Raw genomic sequence first — 23,043 nt, 5'->3', positions numbered from 1 at the left:
AGGACAGGAGAGTCAGGACAGGACTGTGTCGACGGCCTCGCCGAAGAGCGTGAGGCCGCGCTTCAGCTCGTCCTCGGTGATGGTCAGCGGCGGCAGGAACTTCGCCACCTCGTCGAGCGGGCCGGAGGTCTCCATGATCAGCCCGCGCCGGAACGCCTCGCGGCACACCTGGCCGGCCTGCTCGGCGTTCTCGAACTGCAGCCCACGTGCCAGGCCACGTCCCTTGGCGACCAAGCCGGCGTCGGGGTGCTTGGCGACCAGCGCGTTGAGCGCCCCCTCGACCAGTGCGCCCTTCTCGGTCGTCGAGCGCTGGAGCGCGTCGTCCGACCAGTAGGTGCGGATCGCCTCGGTGGCGGTGACGAACGCCGGGGCGAAACCGCGGAAGGTGCCGTTGTGCTCGCCGGGCTCGAAGACGTCGAGCTCGGGGCGTACCAGGGTCAGGGCGAGCGGCAGGCCGTAGCCGGAGATGGACTTGGACAGCGTGATGATGTCCGGGACGATCCCGGCCTCCTCGAAGGAGAAGAAGCCGCCGGTACGTCCGCAGCCCATCTGGATGTCGTCGACGACCAGCAGGATGTCGTGCCGCTTGCACAGCTCGGCCAGACCGCGGAGCCACTCGATCCGCGCGGTGTTCATCCCGCCCTCGCCCTGGAGAGTCTCGACGATCACCGCGGCGGGCTCGTTGAGCCCCGAGCCGGCGTCCTCGAGCATCCGCTCGAAGTAGACGAAGTCGGGGATGTCGCCGTCGAAGTAGTCGTCGTACGGCATGGGTGTGGCGTGCACCAGCGGGATGCCGGCACCGCCGCGCTTCATGGAGTTGCCCGTGACGGACAGCGCGCCAAGCGTCATGCCGTGGAAGGCGTTGGTGAAGGAGACCACGGCCTCGCGGCCGGTGACCTTGCGGGCCAGCTTCAGGGCGGCCTCGACGGCGTTCGCGCCGCCGGGTCCGGGGAACATGACCTTGTGGTCGAGGCCGCGGGGCTCGAGGATCTGCTCGGCGAAGGTGCGCAGGAACTCACGCCGCGCGGTGGTGAGCATGTCGAGGGAGTGGACGATGTGGTCCCCGGAGAGGTACTCCAGGAGGGCCTTCTTCAGGGTCGGGTTGTTGTGCCCGTAGTTGAGGGTCCCCGCACCGGCGAAGAAGTCGAGGTACTCGGTGCCGTCCTCCGCGTAGAGGGTGGATCCCACCGCGCGGTCGAACACGACCGGCCAGCTGCGCGAGTAGCTGCGGACTCCGGACTCGTGCTCCGTGCCGTCTGTCGTGGGTGTGAGGGGCATGCTTTCCTTCGTGTCCGTGGCCGCCGGTGGCGGCCTCCTCGTGCCCGGTCTCGGGCCTGGTCTCGTGCCGGTCCGGGCGCGTCAGTGCCCGACCGGGATCTGCAGCAGCGGCTCCGCCTCGTGGCCCTCGTCCGGGAAGTCGCCACCCCGGACGAACTCGCGCCACGTCAGCTCGGCGCCTCGTCGCGCGGCGATGCCGCTGAAGAGCGCCCGGGACGCGGTGTTCGACTCGGTCACCGTGGCCTCCAGCGTCTCGACGTCGAGGGAGTCGAGCAGGTCCTCGATCATCCTCGCGGCGATGCGGCGGCCGCGCGCCTCGGGCGAGACGCCGACCTGCCACACGAAGAGGCTGCCGGGCCGCGCCGGGGGCCGGTGCGCCAAGACGAAGCCGACGACCGAGCCGTCCAGCGTGGCGACTCGGCAGGTGTCGGCGAAGTCCTGGGCGTAGAGCAGGTACGCGTACGACGAGTTGAGGTCGAGCACTCCGCCGTCGCGCGCCAGGCGCCACATCGCAGCACCGTCCGCCCGCGTCGTCGGGCGGATGGTGAGGTCGGGCGTGGTCGCCGCGTGCGGCGGATCGTCGGTGTCGTCCTGCGTCGTCATCGGCATACCGCCCTCTACCGTATGCACCTTCGGCGCCCAGGGAAACCGGACCACGGCGCGGTTCGCGGCGCCTCGGGACGCCTCGGTCGCACGGACCCGGCAGCCTCGTGCGGGAAACCTCGCGGCGGGCGGTTCGGACCGCGCACCCCAAATGCGGTCCGCATGCTGAGACGGCTGGTGGGGGCCGTGAACCCGGTCACGGCCGTGCACGTGACGGCGCCCACACCGCGGCGAGGCGGCCGGGGGTCGAGGCTCCTAGCCTGGCCCAGCCGCCTCGCGCGAGGTCGGTGCACCCGGGTCAGACCTGGACGAGCTCCGCGGCGAGGAGCTCGGCGATCTGGATCGTGTTGAGAGCCGCCCCCTTGCGGAGGTTGTCCCCCGTCACGAACAGGGCGAGCCCGCGGCCGCCGGGGACGGACGGGTCCTGGCGGATCCGGCCGACGTAGCTCGGGTCCTGGCCGGCTGCGGCGAGCGGCGTCGGGACCTCGGCCAGCTCGACGCCGGGGGCGTCGGCGAGCAGCTCGCGCGCCCGGTCCGGGCTGATCGGCCGGGCGAACTCCGCGTTGATGGACAGGGCATGCCCGGTGAAGACCGGCACCCGCACGCAGGTGCCCGAGACGGGCAGGTCCGGCAGCTCGAGGATCTTGCGCGACTCGTTGCGCAGCTTCTGCTCCTCGTTCGTCTCCCCGGACCCGTCCTCGACGAGGTCTCCGGCGAGGGCGACGACGTCGAAGGCGATCGGCGCCACGTACGCCGTCGGCTCGGGGAAGCTCACCGCGGCCCCGTCGAGCGTGAGCGCGGCGACGTCCTGCTCCACAGCGGCCCGGACCTGACCCTCGAGCTCGGCGACGCCCGCACGGCCGGAACCCGAGACCGCCTGGTACGTCGAGGCCACCAGGCGGGTCAGACCGGCCTCGGTGTCGAGCACCTTGAGGACGGGCATGGCCGCCATGGTGGTGCAGTTGGGGTTCGCGACGATGCCCTTGGGGCGGTCGGCGAGGGCGTGCGGGTTGACCTCGGAGACCACCAGCGGGACCTCCGGGTCCATGCGCCAGGCGGAGGAGTTGTCCACGACGACGGCGCCTGCGGCCGCGAACCGAGGTGCGTGCTCGCGCGACGCCGTCCCGCCGGCGGAGAAGACGGCGATGTCGATGCCGGACAGGTCCGCCGTCGCGACGTCCTCGACGGGAACCTCGGTGCCGCGGAACGGGAGCGTGGTGCCGGCGGACCGGGCGGAGGAGAAGAACCGCACACGGGCCGCGGGGAAGTCGCGCTCCTCGAGCAGGGTGCGCATGACGCGGCCCACCTGGCCCGTGGCGCCGACGACCGCGAGGGTGATGCCATGCCCGACCTGGCGCTCCGTCGTCGTCATCGTCCGGTCCCTCCGTAGACCACGGCCTCGGTCTCGGTCGCGTCCAGCTCGAACGCGGAGTGGACCGCGCGGACCGCGGCGACGAGGTCCTCGGCGCGGGTGACCACCGAGATGCGGATCTCCGAGGTCGAGATCATCTCGATGTTCACGCCCGCCTCGGACAGGGCGTCGAAGAGCCGTGCCGAGACGCCGGGGTGGGAGCGCATCCCGGCACCCACGAGAGAGAGCTTGCCGATCTGGTCGTCCCAGCGGACCTCGCTGTACTGCAGGTCGTCGGCGGCGTCGGCCAGGGCTTGGCGCACCGCGCGGCCATCGGCCTCGGGCAGCGTGAAGGAGATGTCCGTGCGTCCCGTGCCGTGGGTGGAGACGTTCTGGACGATCATGTCGATGTTGGCGTCGACACTCGCGACGACCTGGAACAGCCGTGCCGCGATGCCGGGGACGTCGGGCAGGTCGACGACGGTGATCTTGCCCTGGCTGTTGTCGTGCGCGACACCGGAGATGATCGGGTCTTCCATGTTTTCCTCCTGGCCCGGAGCGGTGACGCTGGCGTCGGTGACCCAGGTCCCTTCCTTCTGCGAGAACGACGAACGGACATGCAGTGGAACGCCGTATCGCCGGGCGAATTCCACGGCGCGCAGGTGCAGGACCTTCGCGCCGTTCGCGGCCAGCTCGAGCGTCTCCTCGTACGTGATGTGGCTGACGTGACGCGCGGCCGGCACGATGCGCGGGTCGGCGGTGAAGAGCCCGTCGACGTCCGTGTAGATCTCGCACACGTCCGCCTCGAGCGCCGCGGCGAGCGCGACGGCGGTCGTGTCGGACCCGCCGCGGCCGAGGGTCGTGACGTCGTTGAGCTCGTTGACGCCCTGGAAGCCGGCGACGATGGCCACCTTGCCCTCGGACAGAGCGCTGTTGATGCGGTCGGGCCCGATGGCGACGATCGAGGCCTTGCCGTAGCGCCGGTCCGTGCGGAGCCCGGCCTGCTGGCCGGTGTAGGACCGCGCCTGGACGCCCAGCTCGGTGACCGCCATGGCGAGCAGCGCCATCGAGATCCGCTCGCCGGCGGTGAGCAGGATGTCCATCTCGCGCGCAGGGGCGTTCGCCGTGATCTGGCCCGCGAGGTCGAGCAGGTCATCCGTCGTGTCGCCCATCGCCGAGACGACGACGACCACGTCGTGGCCCGCCTCCTTGGTGGCGACCACCCTGCGGGCGACGCGTTGGATGCTGGCTGCGTCGGCGACCGACGAGCCTCCGAACTTCTGGACGACAAGGGCCACGGGGAGGAACAACTCCTAGGGGTTGGGACTTCTCGCCGCCCGAGCGCCGGGCGGTCTCGTGGACCGGTCCATAGTACGGACGGCGCCGTGCGCGGGGCACCGGAGAGGCGCCCGATGCCCATCTGCCGGACATCCTCCGCGCCGTCGGGACGGGCCGCGGGGGATGCCCGCGGAACGTCAGACCTCGACGCGCCGACGGCCCTCGAAGGCCCGGCCGAGGGTCACCTCGTCCGCGTACTCGAGGTCGCCGCCGACGGGCAGGCCGGACGCGAGCCGGGAGACGGCGATCCCCATCCCGCGCATCATGCGGGTCAGGTAGGTCGCGGTGGCCTCCCCCTCGATGTTCGGGTCGGTGGCGATGATGACCTCCTCTATCTCGCCGTCGGCGAGCCGGGTCATCAGCTCCCGGATGCGCAGGTCGTCTGGCCCGACCCCGTCGATAGGGTTGATGGCGCCGCCGAGCACGTGGTAGCGCCCGGCGAACTCACGGGTGCGCTCGATCACCACGACGTCCTTCGGCTCCTCGACCACGCAGAGGACGGCCGAGCTGCGACGCGGGTCGGCGCAGATCCGGCAACGTTCCTGCTCAGAGACGTTCCCGCAGACCTCGCAGAAGCGGACCTTGGCCTTGACCTCGGTCAGCGCGCGGGCGAGCCGGGACACGTCGTCCGCATCCGTGGCGAGGATGTGGAAGGCGATGCGCTGGGCGCTCTTGGGGCCGACGCCAGGAAGCCTGCCGAGCTCGTCGATCAGGTCCTGGACCGCACCTTCGTACACCGGGACAGCCTACGTCCCCGCGGCGTCCGGGGTGGTGATCTCCTCGATCACCGTGCCGCCGAGGATCTGCGCCACGAGCGGCGCGCCGACCATGCCGGACCCCTCGGCGTCCGGGTCGTCCGCGGAGGGCACGTCGTCAGCCGGGGCCACCCGCGGGCGCGCCGGCGTGGCGGCGGACGGGGACGTGGCGGCGGACGGGGACGAGGCGGCGGACGGTGAGCCGGCCGACGGCCCGGAGGCCGCGCTCCCGGGTGTGCCCGCGGAGACCGGGCCGGGCCGCACGACGGTCGTGGCGCGGGCCGGCTCGGGGTCGTCGTCGGCCGGCTCCTCGGCCGCGTCCCGGCCGGAGGGACCGCCCGCGACGGCGGCCGAGCCGGCGGAGCGGGCCGCACCGCGGTCGGGGGTCGCGGTGGGCCGTGGCGGCGAGGCGGGCGTCGCCCAGCTCGTGCGCGCCTCCTCCACGGCGGAGCTTCCGCTCGGCCGTGGAGGTGGAGCGGCGACGGGTGGCGCGCCGCCACCGTCGTCGACCACGCCCTCGACGCGCAGCCGCACCCCGAGCCGCTGCTCCAGCGCCCGCTCGACGTGCCCGGCGTGCGCACCGCCGCGGAAGGTGGAGGCCAGGCCGGCGCTCGCGAAGCGGAGCTGCAGCGTCCCGCCGTTGACCGTCCCCACCTGGGCGTGCTGGTGGACGAGGGTCCACGTCACGCGGCGCAGGTCGGCGAGCGTCGCGAGGACCTCGTCCCAGCGGCGGCGGATCATCTCGGCGTCCACGTCACCGCCCGGCTCTGGTGCGGGCGATGACGGGTCCGGCCGGGGCTCGGGCGCCGGGGCCGCCTGCTCGGCGGGCGCGGCCGAGGGCTCCGGAGGGCTCTGTGGCTCCGGCCCCCCGCCCTGCGGCTCGGGAACCGCCGCGGCCGGATCGTCGGTCGGCGCCGCGGGCGGTGCGTCCGCCGTGACGGGGGCCCGGGAGGGCTCCTCGACGGACCTCGCCGAGTCCGGAGCCGGCTCGTCGGGCCGCACGGCGGGTGCGGGCGCCTCCGTGGCGCTGCCGGCGGCGCCGGGCCCGCCGTCGGTGGTCTGCGTCGTGGCGGTCGCGGCCGGCCGGGCCGTTGCCGCCGAGGTGGCAGCCGGCGTGGCGCCGACCGGTTCTCCCCCGGTGAGCCGCCGTTCGAGCTGGTCGAGCCGGGCGCCGTAGCCGGCGTCCCGGTCGTCCGCCGCGGGGAGCAGCAACCGGGCGCACAGGAGTTCCAGCTGCAGCCGGGGCGAGGTGGCACCGGACATCTCGGTGAGGGCGTCGTTCACCAGGTCCGCGGCACGGGAGGTCTGAGCCGGTCCGAGGTTGCGCGCCTGCGTCTGCATGCGCTGGAGCTGGTCGGCCGGCTGGCCGCGCAGCGCAGCGACGGCCTGCTCGCCCGCCATCGCGATGATCACCAGGTCGCGCAGCCGCTCGAGCAGGTCCTCCACGAACCGGCGAGGATCGTGGCCGGACTCGATCACGCGGTCGACCACACGGAAGAGGCTGGCGCCGTCGCGCGCGGCCAGGGAGTCGACGACGTCGTCCAGCAGTGCGACGTCCGTGTAGCCGAGCAGCGCGAGCGCGCGGTCGTAGTCGAGGCCGTCCTGCGCACCGGCGAGGAGCTGGTCGAGGACCGAGAGTGTGTCCCGGACAGATCCGCCGCCGGCCCGCACGACCATGGGCAGCACCCCGCCACCGACCTCGACGCCCTCGGCGGTGCACAGCTGCTCGAGGTAGCCGAGGAGCTGCTCGGGCGGCACCAGCCGGAACGGGTAGTGGTGCGTGCGCGAGCGGATGGTGCCGATGACCTTCTCGGGCTCGGTGGTGGCGAAGACGAACTTCACATGGTCCGGCGGCTCCTCGACGAGCTTCAGCAGGGCGTTGAATCCCTGCGCGGTGACCATGTGGGCCTCGTCCAGGATGAAGATCTTGTACCGGTCGCGGGCGGGCGCGAAGCTGGCGCGCTCGCGCAGCTCCCGGGCGTCGTCGACCCCGTTGTGGGAGGCCGCGTCGATCTCGACGACGTCGAGGGAGCCGGCGCCGTCACGCGCCAGCTCCACGCACGAGGGGCACTCCCCGCACGGGGTGTCCGTCGGCCCCTGCGCGCAGTTGAGGCAGCGCGCCAGGATCCGGGCGGACGTGGTCTTGCCGCAGCCGCGCGGGCCGGAGAAGAGGTAGGCGTGGTTGGCGCGGTCCCCTCGCAACGCCGCCATGAGCGGCTCCGTGACGTGCCCCTGGCCGATGACCTCCTGGAAGGTCTCCGGCCGGTAGCGGCGGTAGAGGGCGGTGCTCACGGATCGAGGTTAGCCGGGCGGACCGACACCTGGCACACAGCGGTCCACAACAGGCGACGACGGCACGAAAGGACCCCCCGCACACCCGCCAGAGCTCACTTACCCTTGCTGCCTTCCGGCCCTGGGGGATTCGGCAAGATGACGCCGCACGAGGGGTCGATCGCCGAGTCTACGGACCGCGGCGCGACCACGTCCAACCTGCGCGTCCAATCCTGCGCCGTGCGGCACGACGGTGACGAACTCCACCCCTCCGGCGGGGGGCGCAGGTCGAGCCGGCGGGACGGCCTCCGGTAGTCTCGTCTCCCGGCGCCGCGAGGCGTCCCACCCAGGAGGATTCGCCTAGTGGCCTATGGCGCACGCTTGGAAAGCGTGTTGGGTTAACGCCCTCGGGGGTTCGAATCCCCCATCCTCCGCCACGGTGACGTCGCGTGGCCGTGCCCCCGACGTCGCCCCCGGAGCTCCGGCTCGGCAGCGGGTCGCGACACGCCGGCACGGTGGAGCGGCAGCTCCGGTATCCGCGCTCTCACGGGCATCTCTGGCACCAGATGCCACGCCATCCACACGGGCGTGACCGAAACGTGACATCGACCACCCTTTCGCGATAGCGTCGGCACCGCTCCGCGGGCCCCTCCGCGTGGAGTCTCCGAGGCGGGAAGCCGAACCCTGCCGCCGCACTCGGAGCCGGTGCGAGCAGATCGGTCGGCAGGGACGGGGGAACCACGGTTCAACCGACCTCCTCAGGGAGGTCTTGGGGTGAAGCACGGTCCAGACCGTGCCGGGCTGCTCCGGCCCGAACCCGACAGCTCACCCCGCAGGCGGTCAGGAGAGGTTCGTTCGTTGTCTGAGGTCCCCACCGGTAGCCGTGGCTCGGCCCGGCACCGCGCACCGGTCCGCCCGCTCACCCCGTTCTCGTCGCTGTCCTTCTCGAAGGTCCGTGCCCGCCGTGGCGTCCTGACGATGGCGTCCTCGTCGCTCGCGCTGACCATGGCCGCCTCGTCCGCGGCCGCGGCGCCCGAGACGACCACCACCCAGGCTCAGCCGCAGGCCGACGTCACCGTCACCGGTGAGGCCCGCACCGCGCTGGTCACCACCCCCGAGGTCAGCACCTCCGCCGACGCATCATGGTCGGTCGACGCGGCAGAGGCCGAGGCGACGCCGCCGCCCCCGCCGCCGGAGCCCGAGCCGGAGCCGGTGGTCGAGCGCGAGTCCGCCGTCTCCCGCGACACCTACCGTGAGGACACCACGTCGTCGGCGAGCTCCGCCGCGCCGTCGACCAGCGAGACGGTCTCCTCCGCGCCGGCCTCCGGGATCGGCGCGCAGATCGTCGCCATCGCCCGGCAGTACATCGGCACGCCGTACGTCTACGGCGGGAACACCCCGGCCGGCTTCGACTGCTCCGGCTTCACGCAGTACGTCTACTCCCAGGTCGGCATCTCCCTGCCGTCGACCACCGACGGCCAGTACGCCGCCGGCTACGTGGTCTCCGCCGCCGAGGCGCAGCCCGGCGACCTGGTCTGGGAGCCCGGCCACATCGGGATCTACACCGGCAACGGCCAGCACATCGCCGCCCGGAACCCCTCGACCCCGCTCTACGAGTCGCCCATCTACATGTCGAACCCGGTCTTCATCCGAGTCGCCTGACGCCCGTCCCGGGCAGGATCGCCCGGGGCGACGTCCTAGGATCGCTCGCGTGATGTTCAAGGGTGTCGGTGATGGCCGGCCGTATCCCGACCACGGGTTGGCCACCGACCGCGACTGGGCGGAGATCCCGCCGCGACAGGTGCGGCTGGACCAGCTCGTGACGACGAAGAGCACGCTGGACCTGCGGCACCTCCTGGCGTCGGACTCGACGTTCTTCGGTGACCTCTTCGCCCACGTGGTGTCGTGGCGTGGCGAGCTGTACCTGGAGGACGGCCTGCACCGGGCGCTGCGCACCGCGCTGCAGCAGCGCCAGGTCCTGCACGCCCGGGTCCTGGAGCTCGACGACCAAGGACGTCCGACGACAGCGGCCTAGAGTCGGTTACCGTTTCCTCCTGTGACAGCCCCCATCACGTCAGCCCGCGAGGCCCGAGCGGCTCGCCGCCGTCGTCTCCAGCAACGGCAGACGGTCATCTTCGGCGGCCTGGTCACGATCCTCCTGGTCCTGGCGCTCATCGCGGGCGCCATGTGGTCCGGGCTGCTGCCGTCGCCCTTCGCCCGTGACTTCTCCAGGGAGGAGCCCTCGGAGGAGCCGGTGGTCCAGCCGTGCCCGCCCGAGGACGCAACGCCGCTCGACCTCGGCAGCATCACGGCGGTCGTCTACAACGGCACGGACCGGAACGGTCTGGCCGGCGAGACCGGCGAGGCGCTCAGCCGCGCCGGCGTGCTGGTCAACGACGCGGCGAACTGGCCGGAGGGCGCGTTCGAGGGCGCCGTCCAGATCATCACCGGTCCGCAGGGCGTGACGGCCGCCTACTCGCTGGCTCGCCTCTTCCCCGGTTCGGTCGTGTCGCTGGCGGACGGTCGCGAGAACGAGGCGGTCGACGTCGTCCTCGGCGCCGAGTACGAGGCCATGCTCACGCCGGACGAGATCGCGGCGCTCGACCCCGAGGAGCCGCTCGCCGGCCCGGAGGACTGTCGGCCGGTGGAGACCTCCGGCCGCGCCTGAGCCTCCTCGCTCTCAGCGGACCGGGTCGCGCGGCGCGTCCGCGTCGACCGGCGTCGGGTCCGTCCCGCGGAGGCGAGCGATCCCGCGCATCCCGTGGTAGACGGCGATGGCCGCAGCGGATCCCAGCGCGATGCCGCCGAACGTCATGGATCCCGCGACCCAGGTGTAGTCGGCGATCGCGACGACGAGCGCCACGGCGGCGACGTTCAGGTTGATCGGGTTGGAGAAGTCGACGCGGTTCTGCACCCAGATCCGCACGCCGAGGACGCCGATCATCCCGTACAGCACGGTGCCCGCGCCGCCGAGGACGCCGAGCGGGACCGATCCGACGAGCTCGCCGAACTTCGGCGAGAGGCTGAGCAGGAACGCGAACGCCGCGGCGACGACGTACGCGGCCGTCGAGTACACCTTCGTCGCGGCCATCACGCCGATGTTCTCGGCGTAGGTCGTGGTGCCGGACCCTCCGCCGGCGCCGGCAAGCGCCGTGGACACGCCGTCCGCGAGGAGCGCCCGGCCCATGACCGGGTCCAGGTCGCGGCCGGTCATGGCCGCCACCGACTTCACGTGCCCGACGTTCTCCGCGACCAGCACCAGCACGACGGGGACGAAGAGTCCGAGCAACGTCGGGTCGAAGCTCGGGGCGACGAACTCGGGCAGGCCGACCCAGGGTGCCGCCCGTACGTCCGTGAAGTCCACCTCGCCACGCACGGCGGCGACGGCGTAGCCGACGACCACGCCCAGCAAGATGGACAGCCGGCCGAGGAACCCGCGGAACAGCACCGCGGAGAGCAGGATCGCCACGATCGTGACGACGGCGGTGACGGCTCCTTCCTGGACGTTCTGCCACGCGGCAGGCGCCAGGTTGAGCCCGATGAGCGCGACGATCGCACCGGTCACCACCGGTGGCATGACCGCGTCGATCCACCTCGATCCGGCGACGTGCACGACGGCGCCGACGAGGATGAGCATGAGGCCGACGGCGATGATGCCGCCGAGCGCGCTGGACATCTCTCCCGTCGCGGTGGCCGCGCCGATCGGCGCGAGGAAGGCGAAGCTCGAGCCGAGGTAGCTGGGCACCCGGCCGGCAGTGATGACGAGGAAGAGGATGGTGCCGACGGCGGAGAAGAAGAGGGTGGTGGAGGCCGGGAACCCCGTGATCGCGGGGACCAGGAACGTGGCCCCGAACATGGCGATGACATGCTGCGCGCCGATGCCGATGGTCAGGGGCCAGCTGAGCCGCTCCTCGGGCGCGACCACCTCGCCGGGACCGATGTGCCGCCCGTCCCCGTGCACCGTCCACCGCCACCACGTGCGCGCGCCCATCGCGTTCTCCCTCCGTGTCGCGAGCACACCCTAGTGCGCTCCTGTTTCGGCCCTGTCACAGGTGACCGCGAGCCTCCGCCGGCCGATGTCGCTGTGCGATCCTGGAGCCGACGTCAGGAGGCAGGGATGGACACACGCGCGGCCGGGCAGGGCCCCGAGCCGGAGAACCCCTTCGCCGCACCTTCCGGCCCGCGCCGGGCGACGCCGGCGCCGAGTCCGTACGGCGACTACGGCGCCTCCGCCACCTACGACCACGCGTCCCCCGCGGACGCCGAACGGCTGGGTCTGCCCACGACCGGTGTGTCCGCGCAGCGGGAGGAACCGCTCGTCTTCCCGGGGACCGAGGCGGCCCTGGCCACCACGTCGTTCGCGGACGAGGGCTACACCGCGCCGGAGCCGGTCAACCACCCGCTCGCCGTCGCGGCGGTGATCCTCGGCGTCCTGGCGCTGCTGCCAGGGGTCGGCCTCGCCGCGGTCGTCTGCGGGCACCTCGCGCTGCACCGGATGACCGACGGCTACTGGGGCGGACGCGGGCTGGCGATCACCGGGCTCGTCCTCGGCTACACCCTCACCGTGATGTGGGCGCTGCTGGCCCTGGCGCTGTGGGCCGGGACGTGAGGCCCTTCCTGCTGCTGGGCACGCGACCCGAGGACGCGGCGGCCGACGCCGAGTACGCCGCCTTCCTGCAATACGGAGGACTGGCGGAGCACGAGCTGCACCGGGTGCGCCTGGAGTCGCGGCCGCTGCCGGAGATCGATCTCGAGCACTACTCCGGCGTCATCCTCGGGGGCAGCCCGTTCACCAGCTCGATCCCCGAGGAGCACAAGTCGGACACGCAACGGCGGGTGGAGCACGACCTCGGCACGTTGATCCGGCGCCTGGTGACGGTGGACTTCCCGTTCTTCGGCGCCTGCTACGGGGTGGGGACGTTGGGTCGGCAGCTCGGTGCCGTGCTGGACTCGACGCACGCCGAGCCGGTCGGCCCGATCACCGTCGAGGTGACCGAGAACGGTGCGGCGGACCCTCTGCTGGCCGACCTTCCGCCGTCGTTCACGGCCTACGTCGGGCACAAGGAGGCGATCTCCAAGCTCCCGGACTCCGCGGTGCTGCTCGCCCGGGGCGAGGTGTGCCCGGTGCAGATGTTCCGGGTCGGCCGCAACCTCTACGGCACCCAGTTCCACCCGGAGCTCGACGAGCCGGGGATCGTCGAACGGATCCGGATCTACCGTGACGCCGGCTACTTCGCGCCCGGTCAGCAGGCCGTGGTGGAGGCGCGTGTGCGCGGCGTCGACGTGAGCGTGCCGCAACGGATCATCGCGGCCTTCGTCGCCCAGTACGCCCGCTGAGCGGCGGTTCCCCGCTGCGGCCCGAGCGCCTCCGGCCCGCGCGTCCAGCCGGTGGCCCACCTCGTCCGGATCGTGGGCGAACGACGGCCTGCGGCCCGACGCGGAGGATCATCGGCGCCCATGAGCACGATCGATCCCGTCCCTGCCGGTGGGGACGAGGGCCCGGACCGCCCCACCACCGCGACGAGCGCCGCGGAGGAGCGGAGCGGCCGGATCGCGGTGACCGTCTTCCCGCTGCTGATCATCGCGGGCGGCGTCCTGGGCTTCGCGCTCCCCGGGGTCTTCGGAACTCTGGAGCCGGCCATCAACCCGCTGCTCGGCATCATCATGTTCGGGATGGGTCTGACCCTCACGCCGCCGGACTTCGCGATGGTCGTCGCCCGGCCGCTGCCGGTGCTCATCGGCGTGGTGGGCCAGTTCGTCATCATGCCGGTGGTGGGCTGGCTCATCGCACAGGCCCTGGGGCTGGATCCTGCGCTGGCCGCGGGCGTCATCCTCGTCGGCTGCGCGCCGGGCGGGACGGCCTCGAACGTGGTGACCTACCTTGCGAAGGGCGACACCGCGCTGTCGGTGACGATGACGTCGGTCTCCACCCTGCTCGCTCCGCTCCTGACGCCGCTGCTGACGTTGTGGCTCGCGGGCCAGTACCTGCCGGTCGACGCCGCGTCCATGGCGCTGACGATCGTCCAGATCGTCCTCGTGCCGGTGGCGCTCGGCCTGGTGGTCCGGCTGCTGCTGCCGCAGGCGGTCCGCCGCGCGCTGCCCGTGCTGCCGTGGATCTCGGTCGCGGCGATCGCCCTGGTGGTGGCGGCCGTCGTCGCCGGTAGCGCCGACGCGATCGTCGCCGCCGGCCTCCTGGTGCTCGTCGCCGTCGTGCTGCACAACGGGTTCGGTTACCTGCTCGGCTACGGCCTCGCGGCGCTCACCGGACGGCCCGAGCGCGCCCGCCGGACGGTCGCCATCGAGGTGGGCATGCAGAACTCGGGCCTGGCCGCGGGCCTCGCGGCTCAGTACTTCAGTCCGTTCGCGGCCCTGCCAGGTGCGGTGTTCTCGGTGTGGCACAACGTGTCCGGCGCGATCCTCGCCGCGATCCTGCGTCGTCGTGCCGTCGAGGATGACTGACCGACCCCGAATCCGGCAGAGCCGCTGAGCGGGAGAGCCGCACTACTCCGGCTGGATGGACCATGTGCCGTCGGCTGTGATCGTCACAATTGCCGGCCCGGCGACTGCGGGAACGCTCCCCGAATAATTCCCGATCTCGTTCACAAGCAAGCTCGGGATAAGTTCCGGGTACTCCGTGACAGTGAAGTTCGATTGCCCGGAGTGGCTGACTGCCCACGTTCCCGCGTCTCCGGTGTACCGGAAGACACTGTCCCCCTCGCTCTCCGCAGGCAACGTCAGCTCCGGCGCTGTCGACATGGGGGCGAAGTCGAGCGTCCATGCACCATCGGCGGTCACCTGGATGCTGGCGGGTTCACCAAGCTGGTTCAGCCCATAAGCAGTCGTACCCGAGTACGACCCGATTGTGTTCACCAGCAGGTCGCCTGTTGGCTGATTCGCCTCGTCGATCACGGTGATGCTGAAGTTGCCTGAGCCGTCGTGCGTTGCCGTCACCATCGCGACGGACGCGGGCACGGCCACCACTGCGTCTCCGCTGCCGCTCTCACTCACCTCGTCAAAGCCTGGATACAGATCAGCGAACGGATCGGCCGGGCCCTCGTTCTCGGGAGCCTGCTCCTCGGTCTCTCCTTCGTCATCGTTGGGCTGCTGGCCCTGATCCGCCTCACCCTGGCCCGCATCAGTCGGCTCTTCTCCAGAGGGCGCTTCTGGTGAACCGCCCTGCGTCGCGATGCTGGCGATGACGATGATGACGACGATGACACCCAGCGCGGTGAGGATCTTGTGCCGCGCGAACCAGCTGCGATCGACCTTGCGCTTGCCGCCCGGCTCTACTGGTGGTTGCTGTTGCGGGTTCTCGGGCTCCACCCCTGGCGCAGTCATGGCAAGCTCCCCCTCTCGGGGCCGAGTCGCGGCGCGATCACTCGAACCTCTGGCGCCGCCATTGGCCCCAACGACCTCGAACTGCCTAGGTTGCGTGACATTAGTGCTACCGCGCGGATGTGGCAACGGCTCTACCAAAGCTGGATCGCGCCGTTCGGCACGCGACTCGATCTACGGACGACGGTCCACAGATCGTGCTTTCGCGTCGGTCTCAGACGTAGTCAGCCTGGCCTCAGGCCAGGCTGACGGCGCAGCCAGATCAGAACGGTTCCGGCGCCGAGCAGCCCGGTCGCGCCCGGGAGCGTGGCGCTGCGCGGCCCCGCGTCTCCGGGAGAGAGTCCGGCTCCTCGTCCTCGTCCGTTCCGCTCGAGTCCTCGCTCGGCTCGGCGGTGGGCTCGCCGGCCAGCCCGTGGGCAGTGACGAACGCGGCTCCGCCCGTCAGGACGCGGGTGGCGTGGCGTGCGGGCACGGTGGTCGCTCGCCGAGCGGACGGAGTGCGCGCACGGCAGGGCTCCCGGATGTCGCGTCGGTGAACACCCGTCAGCCGCCGGTCGCACGTCCGGCCCTGCGCGGACCCTGATCAGCGCCGAGATGAGCAGCTTTCCGTGGGGCACGGGCAGGCACGGTGTGTCAAAGTTCTACGGTGACCGATCTGCCTGGTCTGGGAGTGCGACGCACGGTCGCGACGACGCTGCCGACCGCCCACGGGACGTTCGAGATGTACGGCTACGACGGTGCCGGCGGACTCGGGCACGTCGCGCTGGTGATGGGCGACGTCGCCTCGGACGCCGCCACCCCGCCGCTGGTGCGCGTGCACTCCGAGTGCCTCACCGGTGACGCACTGGGCTCGCGACGCTGCGACTGCGGTGAACAGCTCCAGGCCGCGCTCGCGGAAATCGCGCGCGAGGGCCGCGGCGCCCTGGTGTACGTGCGCGGCCACGAGGGTCGCGGCATCGGGCTGCTCGCCAAGCTGCGTGCCTACGCGCTGCAGGACGCCGGCCTGGACACCGTGGACGCGAACCTCGAGCTCGGCTACCCGGCGGACGCCCGCACCTACGAGGAGGTCGCGGACATCCTGCACGACCTCGGCGCCACGCGGGTGCGTCTGATGTCGGCCAACCCGGAGAAGGCCGAACGACTGGGCGAGCTCGGGATCCAGGTGGTCTCGCGGCACGTCCTCACCGTGCCGGACCGTCCGGAGAACGCGTTCTACCTCGACACCAAGCGACGCCGTATGCGGCACGACACGGTCGCGGCGCTGCCGGACCCGTGGACGCAGATGCTGACCGGCCGGGTTCCGGACCAGGCCGCCGCCGGCACGGATGCGATGCTCCTGGACCGATACGGTCCGCTGGTCGCAGCCGGGTCGCCGCTGACCATCGCCCAGCTGGGCCAGAGCATGGACGGCTTCATCGCGGCACGCACCGGCGACGCGGAGTTCGTCACCGGCGAGCAGGACCGCACGCACCTGCACCGGCTGCGGGCGCTGGTGGATGCGGTGGTCGTCGGGGCCGCCACGGTCGCCGCGGACGACCCCCGGCTGACCGTGCGGGCGGTGCCGGGGGCGAACCCGGTGCGGGTGGTCCTCGACCCGGGCGGACGTGCCCCGCGCGGGTCCCGGGTGTTCACCGACGATGCTGCCCCGACCCTGTGGGTGCTCGGCAACGACGCCGAAGGGCCGAACGGCACCGCGGCGCGGCACGTGAACGTGGTGCGGTTGCCGCTGGACGCCGCGGGCCGGTTCGACCCGGCGGGCGTGCTCGCGGTGCTGCGGGCACGCGGTCTCGGCCGGGTCCTCGTGGAGGGCGGTGGCCGCCTGGTGTCCGCGTTCCTGGCCGCCGGGGTCCTGGACCGGCTGTTCCTCACGACGGCGCCGCTGCTCATCGGCGACGGGATCCCGGGTATCCGGTTCGACGGCGCGGACCGGCTGGCCGACGCCGTCGGGGCACCGGTGCGCCGGTTCGTGCTCGGCGACGACGTGTGCACCGAGTTCGACCTGTCCGCGTCGCGGCGAACCCTGCGGTAGTCACGTCGGCGTCAGGGTCGGCGTCACGGACCGCCTGCGCTCCGACGCCTCCGACTCCTACCCGTCGACCCCGAGGACGCCCTGCACGACGGCGGCCGTGGTGCTCCAGCCCGGCAGCCGGTCGCGGTGTGCGAGCGCGGCCCGTCGCCAGTCCGACCGCAGGTCAGGCTCCGTGAGCCAGCGGCGCAGCACCGTGGCGAGCGCGGCAGAGTCGCCCGCGCGGACCGAGCAACCGGGCAGCGTCTCCCTCGGCGGCCCCGCACCGCGCCCGAGCGCCTCGACGGCCCCGGTCCCGGCGCTGACCACCGCCGGGACGCCTCTGGCGAGCGCCTCGGTGACGACCAGGCCGAAAGTCTCCGTCCGTGACGTCAGCAGGAGCAGGTCGGCGTCGCGCCACTGCTGCTCGAGCGCGTCGCCGGTGAGGCCACCGGTGAGCCGGACACGATCGGCGAGGCCGGTCTCGTCGACGAGCGTGCTGACCTGGTGCGCGTACGCGGGCTCGACGTCGGCCGGCCCGACGAAGCGGGCGCTCCACGGGAGGTCACGCAGCAGCCCGAGGGCACGCACGGCCGTGGCCTGGTCCTTGGTCGCGCTGAGCGTGCCGATGCTCAGCAACCGGGGCTCGGCACTGCTGCCCGGGGCGACGGGCGAGGGCGTGGCACCGGGGCGGGCCACGCGAACGTCCGTGAGCCCGTGACGGCCGGCGAGGCTGTCGGCCGCCGTGGCCGAGGTTGCGACGACGGCGCTCGCCGCCCGCAGCGCCCTTCCCTCGAGGTCCTCGCGGCGGTCCCGCTCCACCGCCGGCAGGCCGACCTCGTCAGCCGTGGCCATGTGGAACAGGACGACGACGCGGCGACCCGCCGCGACCGCGACCTCGATCTGGTCGGGCGCCGCGGACGCGACGATGCCGTCCACGAGGCTCACCGGATGCTCCTGGAGCACGTCCGCGAGTGCCACGAGCGCGGCCGGTTCGGGCACCGGCCACGATCCCGGGAGAGCATGGACGGTGACGCTGCTGCCTGCGGACCGCAGCGCCGCGACCAGGGCGGCGTCGTAGGTGTTGCCGCCCGAGGGGCGGGTGTCGTCCCAGCTGACGAAGGCGATCACAGGTCTCGGCTGTATGTGGCCCAGGCGTCGGGATGCTCGCGCAGCGTCACGTCGAGACCGGCGTACGGGCCGCCGGCCAGCCGACCGGCCACGCGGTCGGCGACGAATCGGGCGAGGGCCTCGGTGGTGGTCAGGGTGCCGGCGAGCTCCGGGTGATCGTCGAGGTTGGCGTAGTCGAGATCGGCAAGCGCCTCGCGCAGCAGGGTGGTGGCCTCGCCGATGTCGATGACGAAGGCCTCCTCTCCGAGCTCGGCGCGCCGGATGGTCAGCTCGACCACGTAGGTGGCGCCGTGCAGACCCTGCGCAGGGCCGAACACGGGGTGCGGGAGCGAGTGGGCGATCATCATGCGGTCGCGGACGGTGAGCGCGTACACGGGTCTCCTACTGGCTCTCGGCGGACTCGGGATAGTCGATCAGATGACAGAGCGGGGAACCCTCGCCCGCAGCCAGGCGGGGCATGGTGGCCGGCAGGTCGGCGAAGTCGGAGCGGCCGGTGAGGAAGGCGTCGAAGACCGGGTCGGCCAGGGTGCGCACTGCGAGGGCGAGACGGTCCGCCGTCGATCGGCGGGCACGACGCGCAGCGGCGACGGCGCCCACCTGGCTGGCGCGGATGGTGAGCCGACGGGCATGGAACGGACCGCCCAGCGGGACGCGAGGGCCGTGGGTGCCGTACCAGGAGACCTCGACGAGCTCGCCCTCATCCCCGAGCAGCTCCAGGCCTCGCGCCAGTCCGGCCTCGGTGGCCGAGCAGTGCACGACGACGTCGCAGTCGCCGGCCGCGTCGTCCGGGTGCACGAGGTCGACGCCCAGGGCGTGGGCGAGCCCACGGCGGGCCGGGTCGGGGTCGACCATCTGGAGCCGCCCGAGCGGGAAGGTCCGCAGCAGCGCGGCGACCATGCCGCCCACCATGCCCGTCCCGACGACGGCGATCCGGTCACCGAGCCGCGGGGCGGCGTCCCACAGGACGTTGACGGCCGTCTCCACCGTCCCGGCGAGCACGGCCCGGTCGGTCGGCACGTCGTCGGGAACGGGCGTCAGCGCGGCGGCCGGGACGACGTACCGGTCCTGGTGCGGATGGAGGACGAAGACGCGCCGGCCGACGAGGTCGGCGGGCCCGTCCTCGACGACGCCGACGTTGAGGTAGCCGTACTTGACCGGGCCGGGCAGGTCGCCGGCCTGGAACGGCGCCCGCATGAGGCCGGCCACCTGCGCCGGGACGGCACCGGTGTGGATCAGGGTCTCGGTGCCACGCGAGATCCCCGACCGGAGGGTGCGAACGAGCGCCTCGCCCTCGCCGGGTGCCCGGCCGCGTTCGGTGCGCAGCTCTCCCACGCCGGGCGCCGTCGTCCAGTAGGCGGTCCACATGGTGCCGATTGTGTCGTGCCCGTGCCGGCCCGGCACGGTGGCCCGCCCGGTGAGCTCGCGGCGAGGCCACGCGCCTCCCGTCGCCGGTGAGGACCGAGATCAGGACACGTGGACGGATCTCGGTCAGGACGCCGGAGTCACGGGCGGAGGTTGCCGAGCACGGTCTCGACGTTGTGGTACCAGGCGTGGTCCGGGTCGGTCTGCGGCGCGGCGCCCTTCGAGTTCCCGGCGAACAGGGCGAGGTACCAGACCTTGTACCCCGGCGCCGCGGTGACCACGTGGTATCCGTGCGGCATCTTCAGCATCGTCCGGTCGCGCACCACGAACGCGTAGTCCGAGCCGACCTTGCCGCCGTACAGACCGCAGAATCCGAACCCCGTCGCGGGCGAGACCCGGTAGTAGTACATCTCCTCCTGGAACAGCTCACCCCGCTCGGGTGCGTCGTCCTCGTGCTTGTGCGGTGGGTAGGTTGCCCAGTTGCCGCTGGAGACGGTGACCTCGGCGACGTAGAGGCGTTCACTCGGTCGCGTGGCGTCGATCGTGAACGCGTAGTCGCGCGTGGTGTTGTGCTGTCCCCAGGTCCCGCGGGTCACATCGTCCGGACCGACGAGGTACGGCTCGAGGTCGCTCTCGGACGGCGCCGAGCACAGCGCGACCTCGGCATCACCGGACGCGGTCACGGTCACCTCCGCGCCGCAGGGCGCGTAGACCATCGACGGAGGCGCCGCGAAGACGGAGCTTCGACCACCGACGCCGGAGAACACCCGGGAGCCCACGGCGACGTCGACGGTGCCGGTGAGGACCACGATCCCGAACTCGCGCGACGCCGTCTCGAAGCGATGCGCCTCGCCGTCCTGGAGCACGACGAGCGCGAAGTCGATGAGCCGGCAGGTGTTCGCCCGCAACGTGTTGACGCCGGCGGACGTGCCGATGTCCTCGAAGTACTCCTGGCCGTACTCAGCCATGGTGGACTCCTCCTTGGGTCGGTTGAGAGGTCAGATCAGCGCCGCACCGCGCAGTTCCGCGGCCAGCCGGAGGAGGCTGCCGTCCCCGTAGGTCCGGCTGCCGAGGGACGACTTCTTGTGCGTCTCCCAACCGCCGTGGCCGGCGGGTGTCTGGCATCCCTGGAGTCGCCCGCCCTTGTCGATCCAGCCCGGGAGCTCGCGCCAGGTCCGCTGGACGGCGCCGGCCAGGCTGGGGTCGAGCCATTCCTCGGCGAGACCGACGGCGATCCCGGTGGCGATCATGGCGGAGCCGGAGGTCTCCAGGTGGGCTTCGTCGTTGCCCGGCACGATCCGCCAGAGCCCGGACGGATGCTGCACGCGGATCATCGCGGCGACCAGGGAGCGGTAGGTCTCCATGACCTCGGACCACCCGTGCATCTCGTGCGGGATGTGCCGGAGCGTGTCGGCGAGCGCCATGACGATCCATCCGTTGCCGCGGGACCACGGTGATGCGGTCCGCTGCCCCGTCACCGGGTCGGCATCGTGGACGAAGTCGCCGGTGGACGGGTCACGCAGGTGTTCGGCGTGCAGGAGGCACTGCCGGATCGCCTCGCGGGCGTAGCGCTCCTCGCCGGTGGCCGCGTAGACCCGGGCGAGCGGAACGGCGGAGTAGTAGAGGGTGTCGACCCACACCCGGAGCGAGAAGGGCCCGTGGAGCAGCGCACCGTCACGCGCCCGCAGTCCGTCGTCGCAGATGTGGTCGGCGATCTCCCGTGCCGCTTCCATGGCGCGGGGGTGCTCGACGAGTGCCAGGACCATGGCGACCCCCCACTCGCCGCAGTACGGCGAGAGCACCACACCGCGCAGCGGCTCGCCGGACCGTTGCGGCCGGTAGCTCTCCACGGACTGGCGAACCGTGGCGACGCCCAGGTGGTACTCGACCCAGGTCCGGACCCACGCGCGCATCGTCGCGTCGCCGAACGCCCGGCCGGCCAGCTCGAGACCGAGCGGCACGAGGACGTCCTCCCAGCCGGTGTTCAGCTGGTGCGCCTCGTGCGCCAAGATCTCCTCGCGGAAGTGCGCGAGGGCCGCGGACGACCACACGGCGTCCTGCGGCGGGACGGTACCGTCGACGCTCACCGGGCCAGCCACCCCCCGTCGACCGGCAGCACCGCGCCGTGGATGTAGTCCGACGCGGCCGAGGCGAGGAGCACGGCGGCACCCTGCAGATCGTCCGGCCGGCCCCAGCGGCCGGCGGGGATGCGTCCGAGGATGGCTTCGCTCCTGTCGCGGTCGGCGCGCAACGCCTCGGTCGCCTCGGTCTCGACGTAGCCGGGCGCGATGGCGTTGACGTTGATGCCGAGCGGTGCCCACTCGTTCGCGAGCAGCCGGGTGACGCCGAGGAGCGCCGACTTGCTCGCCGTGTAGGCGGCCGTGCTGATGCCTCCCTGGAACGACAGCATGGAGGCGATGTTGATGATCTTGCCGCGACTCCCCCGGCCGTCCGCCGTGCGCTCCGGGAGCGCACGTGCGAAGGCCTGGCTGAGCCGGAAGCCGGCCCCGAGGTTCGTCTCGAGCACGGCGTCCCAGTCCTCCCGGCTGTGCTCCAGCGCCGGTGAGCGGCGGATGATGCCGGCGTTGTTGACCAGGACGTCGAGACCGCCGAGCTCTTCGCGAGCGTCACGGACCAGCGCCGCGAGGTCCGCCTCGCCGGCGACGGCGAGATCGCAGCGGACGCCGAGATAGCGGCGGCCGAGGGCCGCGACCTGCCCCTCGGTGTCTCCCTGGTGCGTGCGGTAGAGCCCGACGACGTCGGCGCCGGCGCCGGCCAGCCCGACGGCGATCGCCCGGCCGATCCCTGTCCCGGCACCGGTCACCATGGCCACCCGGCCCGTCAACGACAGATCCGCGGTCACCGGCGTCGCTCGTGACATCACAGGACTCCGAACCGCTCGTACGCCTCCCCGGGCAGCATGCCCCCCGCGACGGCGGCGCGGAACCGTGATTCGCCGTCGGCCTTCGCCAGGGCGTCCGCGACGACGGTGTCGGCCTCGGCGGCGGTGATCACCAGGACGCCGTCGGAGTCTCCGAAGATCAGGTCCCCCGGCTCGATCCCGACCCCGTCGACCTCTGCCGGGACGCGGTGCGCGACGACCTCGAACCGACCGTTGATGTCCAGCGGTAGCGTGCCGGTGGCGAACACCGGGAAACCCAGACCGCGCACCTGCCGGGTGTCGCGGACCAGGCCGTCGGTCACCGCACCCGCGGCGCCACGGGCCTGACAGGAGGTGGACAGCAGCTCGCCCCACACGGCCACGTCCGTTGCCCGTCCGGTCGGGACCACGAAGACCTCGTCCGCGCCGACGGCGTCGAGGGCCGCGAGCAGGCCGCGATACGGCACGTCGGGCCGCTCGTCGACCCGTTCGAGCCGGACCGGGAACGCCCATCCGGCGACGACCGACCCCGGAAGTAGTGGAGCCACGTCATGTCCGAGGCAGCGCGGCACACCACCAAGCGCCTCGATCGCGTCGCTCAGCAGCGGGCTGGTCAACCTCTCGCGCACGGCACGCAGGTCGATCGTCATCGGCGGACCCCCAGTGGTCTCATCGTTCGGCAACTCGGCGGCATGTCGTCACGGGCGACGAGGCCTCGTCGCGCTCCTTCGTC

At 72.4% G+C, this 23,043-nt stretch carries 22 protein-coding genes, 1 tRNA gene, 1 other RNA gene and 1 riboswitch; of the genes, 8 read left to right on the top strand and 16 right to left on the bottom strand.

Going from position 1 to position 23,043, the window contains the following annotated elements; all coding sequences use genetic code 11:
* Window positions 1-12 precede the first annotated feature (12 nt).
* The 7 genes from ectB to ffs all read right to left on the bottom strand — a co-directional run bounded on the left by ectB (window position 13) and on the right by ffs (window position 7,778).
* Window positions 13-1,278: a diaminobutyrate--2-oxoglutarate transaminase gene (ectB, locus tag ACFQQL_RS04735; RefSeq protein WP_382391763.1), complete on the bottom strand. Its 1,266-nt coding sequence runs from the start codon at window positions 1,276-1,278 to the stop codon at window positions 13-15.
* An 81-nt stretch (window positions 1,279-1,359) separates the two neighbouring features.
* Complete coding sequence (gene ectA / locus ACFQQL_RS04730; RefSeq protein ID WP_382391761.1) at window positions 1,360-1,887, bottom strand: diaminobutyrate acetyltransferase; 528 nt, start codon at window positions 1,885-1,887, stop codon at window positions 1,360-1,362.
* A 292-nt stretch (window positions 1,888-2,179) separates the two neighbouring features.
* Window positions 2,180-3,253, bottom strand: coding sequence for an aspartate-semialdehyde dehydrogenase (locus tag ACFQQL_RS04725; protein WP_382391759.1), 1,074 nt, complete (start codon window positions 3,251-3,253; stop codon window positions 2,180-2,182).
* Complete coding sequence (locus ACFQQL_RS04720; protein ID WP_382391757.1) at window positions 3,250-4,530, bottom strand: aspartate kinase; 1,281 nt, start codon at window positions 4,528-4,530, stop codon at window positions 3,250-3,252. Before ACFQQL_RS04720 ends, ACFQQL_RS04725 begins: the two co-directional genes overlap by 4 nt.
* Before the next feature lie 177 nt (window positions 4,531-4,707).
* A complete protein-coding gene (gene recR / locus ACFQQL_RS04715) occupies window positions 4,708-5,307 on the bottom strand; it encodes a recombination mediator RecR (RefSeq protein ID WP_382391755.1) in 600 nt (199 codons plus the stop codon).
* A gap of 9 nt (window positions 5,308-5,316) precedes the next feature.
* The gene (locus tag ACFQQL_RS04710) at window positions 5,317-7,617 is read right to left on the bottom strand and encodes a DNA polymerase III subunit gamma and tau (RefSeq protein WP_382391753.1); all 2,301 of its coding nucleotides are present in this window, start codon (window positions 7,615-7,617) and stop codon (window positions 5,317-5,319) included.
* A 65-nt stretch (window positions 7,618-7,682) separates the two neighbouring features.
* Window positions 7,683-7,778: signal recognition particle sRNA small type (gene ffs / locus ACFQQL_RS04705), an RNA gene on the bottom strand.
* A gap of 167 nt (window positions 7,779-7,945) precedes the next feature.
* Between ffs and ACFQQL_RS04700 the strand changes: the two genes are divergently transcribed.
* The 4 genes from ACFQQL_RS04700 (at window position 7,946) to ACFQQL_RS04685 (ending at window position 10,264) form a co-directional block, all read left to right on the top strand.
* Window positions 7,946-8,033 (top strand) — tRNA-Ser (locus ACFQQL_RS04700).
* Between the two features lie 243 nt (window positions 8,034-8,276).
* Window positions 8,277-8,450: riboswitch (cyclic di-AMP (ydaO/yuaA leader) on the top strand.
* Window positions 8,451-8,454: 4 nt separating this feature from the next.
* Window positions 8,455-9,258 carry a C40 family peptidase gene (locus ACFQQL_RS04695; RefSeq protein ID WP_382391751.1) on the top strand — a complete coding sequence of 268 codons (804 nt, stop codon included), beginning with the start codon at window positions 8,455-8,457 and terminating at the stop codon, window positions 9,256-9,258.
* A gap of 49 nt (window positions 9,259-9,307) precedes the next feature.
* A complete protein-coding gene (locus ACFQQL_RS04690) occupies window positions 9,308-9,631 on the top strand; it encodes a type II toxin-antitoxin system VapB family antitoxin (RefSeq protein ID WP_382391749.1) in 324 nt (107 codons plus the stop codon).
* A 21-nt stretch (window positions 9,632-9,652) separates the two neighbouring features.
* Window positions 9,653-10,264 (top strand): LytR C-terminal domain-containing protein, encoded by a 612-nt coding sequence (locus ACFQQL_RS04685; protein ID WP_382391747.1) that lies wholly within the window; start codon window positions 9,653-9,655, stop codon window positions 10,262-10,264.
* A gap of 12 nt (window positions 10,265-10,276) precedes the next feature.
* On the opposite strand, the gene ACFQQL_RS04680 is transcribed toward ACFQQL_RS04685, so the two are convergent.
* Complete coding sequence (locus ACFQQL_RS04680) at window positions 10,277-11,587, bottom strand: uracil-xanthine permease family protein (RefSeq protein WP_382391745.1); 1,311 nt, start codon at window positions 11,585-11,587, stop codon at window positions 10,277-10,279.
* Between the two features lie 126 nt (window positions 11,588-11,713).
* Between ACFQQL_RS04680 and ACFQQL_RS04675 the strand changes: the two genes are divergently transcribed.
* The 3 genes from ACFQQL_RS04675 to ACFQQL_RS04665 all read left to right on the top strand — a co-directional run bounded on the left by ACFQQL_RS04675 (window position 11,714) and on the right by ACFQQL_RS04665 (window position 14,055).
* The gene (locus tag ACFQQL_RS04675) at window positions 11,714-12,205 is read left to right on the top strand and encodes a DUF4190 domain-containing protein (protein WP_382391743.1); all 492 of its coding nucleotides are present in this window, start codon (window positions 11,714-11,716) and stop codon (window positions 12,203-12,205) included.
* A complete protein-coding gene (locus ACFQQL_RS04670) occupies window positions 12,202-12,933 on the top strand; it encodes a glutamine amidotransferase (protein WP_382391741.1) in 732 nt (243 codons plus the stop codon). The genes ACFQQL_RS04675 and ACFQQL_RS04670 overlap by 4 nt, the downstream gene beginning before the upstream one ends.
* Window positions 12,934-13,053: 120 nt before the next feature.
* Window positions 13,054-14,055, top strand: a complete 1,002-nt coding sequence (locus ACFQQL_RS04665) for a bile acid:sodium symporter family protein (protein WP_382391739.1) — start codon at window positions 13,054-13,056, stop codon at window positions 14,053-14,055.
* Between the two features lie 42 nt (window positions 14,056-14,097).
* Here the strand turns inward: ACFQQL_RS04665 and ACFQQL_RS04660 are convergent, their stop codons facing one another.
* Window positions 14,098-14,934, bottom strand: a complete 837-nt coding sequence (locus tag ACFQQL_RS04660; RefSeq protein WP_382391737.1) for a TM2 domain-containing protein — start codon at window positions 14,932-14,934, stop codon at window positions 14,098-14,100.
* A gap of 643 nt (window positions 14,935-15,577) precedes the next feature.
* On the opposite strand from ACFQQL_RS04660, the gene ribA reads away from it, so the two are divergent.
* Window positions 15,578-16,960 (top strand): GTP cyclohydrolase II, encoded by a 1,383-nt coding sequence (ribA, locus tag ACFQQL_RS04655; protein ID WP_382391735.1) that lies wholly within the window; start codon window positions 15,578-15,580, stop codon window positions 16,958-16,960.
* A 57-nt stretch (window positions 16,961-17,017) separates the two neighbouring features.
* Here ribA and ACFQQL_RS04650 read toward each other — a convergent pair whose 3' ends face one another.
* From ACFQQL_RS04650 to ACFQQL_RS04620, 7 genes are all read right to left on the bottom strand, one after another.
* Window positions 17,018-18,067 (bottom strand): glycosyltransferase family 4 protein, encoded by a 1,050-nt coding sequence (locus tag ACFQQL_RS04650; protein ID WP_382391733.1) that lies wholly within the window; start codon window positions 18,065-18,067, stop codon window positions 17,018-17,020.
* Window positions 18,064-18,441 carry a 6-pyruvoyl trahydropterin synthase family protein gene (locus ACFQQL_RS04645; protein ID WP_382391731.1) on the bottom strand — a complete coding sequence of 126 codons (378 nt, stop codon included), beginning with the start codon at window positions 18,439-18,441 and terminating at the stop codon, window positions 18,064-18,066. The genes ACFQQL_RS04650 and ACFQQL_RS04645 overlap by 4 nt, the downstream gene beginning before the upstream one ends.
* A 7-nt stretch (window positions 18,442-18,448) precedes the next feature.
* Window positions 18,449-19,432 carry a zinc-dependent alcohol dehydrogenase gene (locus tag ACFQQL_RS04640; protein WP_382391729.1) on the bottom strand — a complete coding sequence of 328 codons (984 nt, stop codon included), beginning with the start codon at window positions 19,430-19,432 and terminating at the stop codon, window positions 18,449-18,451.
* A 137-nt stretch (window positions 19,433-19,569) separates the two neighbouring features.
* Window positions 19,570-20,397 (bottom strand): 5-deoxy-glucuronate isomerase, encoded by an 828-nt coding sequence (locus tag ACFQQL_RS04635; protein WP_382391727.1) that lies wholly within the window; start codon window positions 20,395-20,397, stop codon window positions 19,570-19,572.
* Between the two features lie 30 nt (window positions 20,398-20,427).
* On the bottom strand, window positions 20,428-21,516 hold the full coding sequence (locus ACFQQL_RS04630) for a glycoside hydrolase family 88 protein (RefSeq protein WP_382391725.1): 1,089 nt from the start codon (window positions 21,514-21,516) through the stop codon (window positions 20,428-20,430).
* Entirely contained in the window at window positions 21,513-22,310 is a 798-nt protein-coding gene (kduD, locus tag ACFQQL_RS04625; protein ID WP_382391723.1) for a 2-dehydro-3-deoxy-D-gluconate 5-dehydrogenase KduD, read from the bottom strand. Before kduD ends, ACFQQL_RS04630 begins: the two co-directional genes overlap by 4 nt.
* Window positions 22,310-22,960 (bottom strand): RraA family protein, encoded by a 651-nt coding sequence (locus tag ACFQQL_RS04620; RefSeq protein WP_382391721.1) that lies wholly within the window; start codon window positions 22,958-22,960, stop codon window positions 22,310-22,312. The genes kduD and ACFQQL_RS04620 overlap by 1 nt, the downstream gene beginning before the upstream one ends.
* Window positions 22,961-23,043 lie beyond the last annotated feature (83 nt).

Source organism: Georgenia alba, assembly GCF_042665525.1.
Lineage (GTDB): Bacteria > Actinomycetota > Actinomycetes > Actinomycetales > Actinomycetaceae > Allobogoriella > Allobogoriella alba.
Note: the sequence above shows the minus strand (reverse complement) of the source record. Positions and strands in the feature narration are given on the sequence as shown.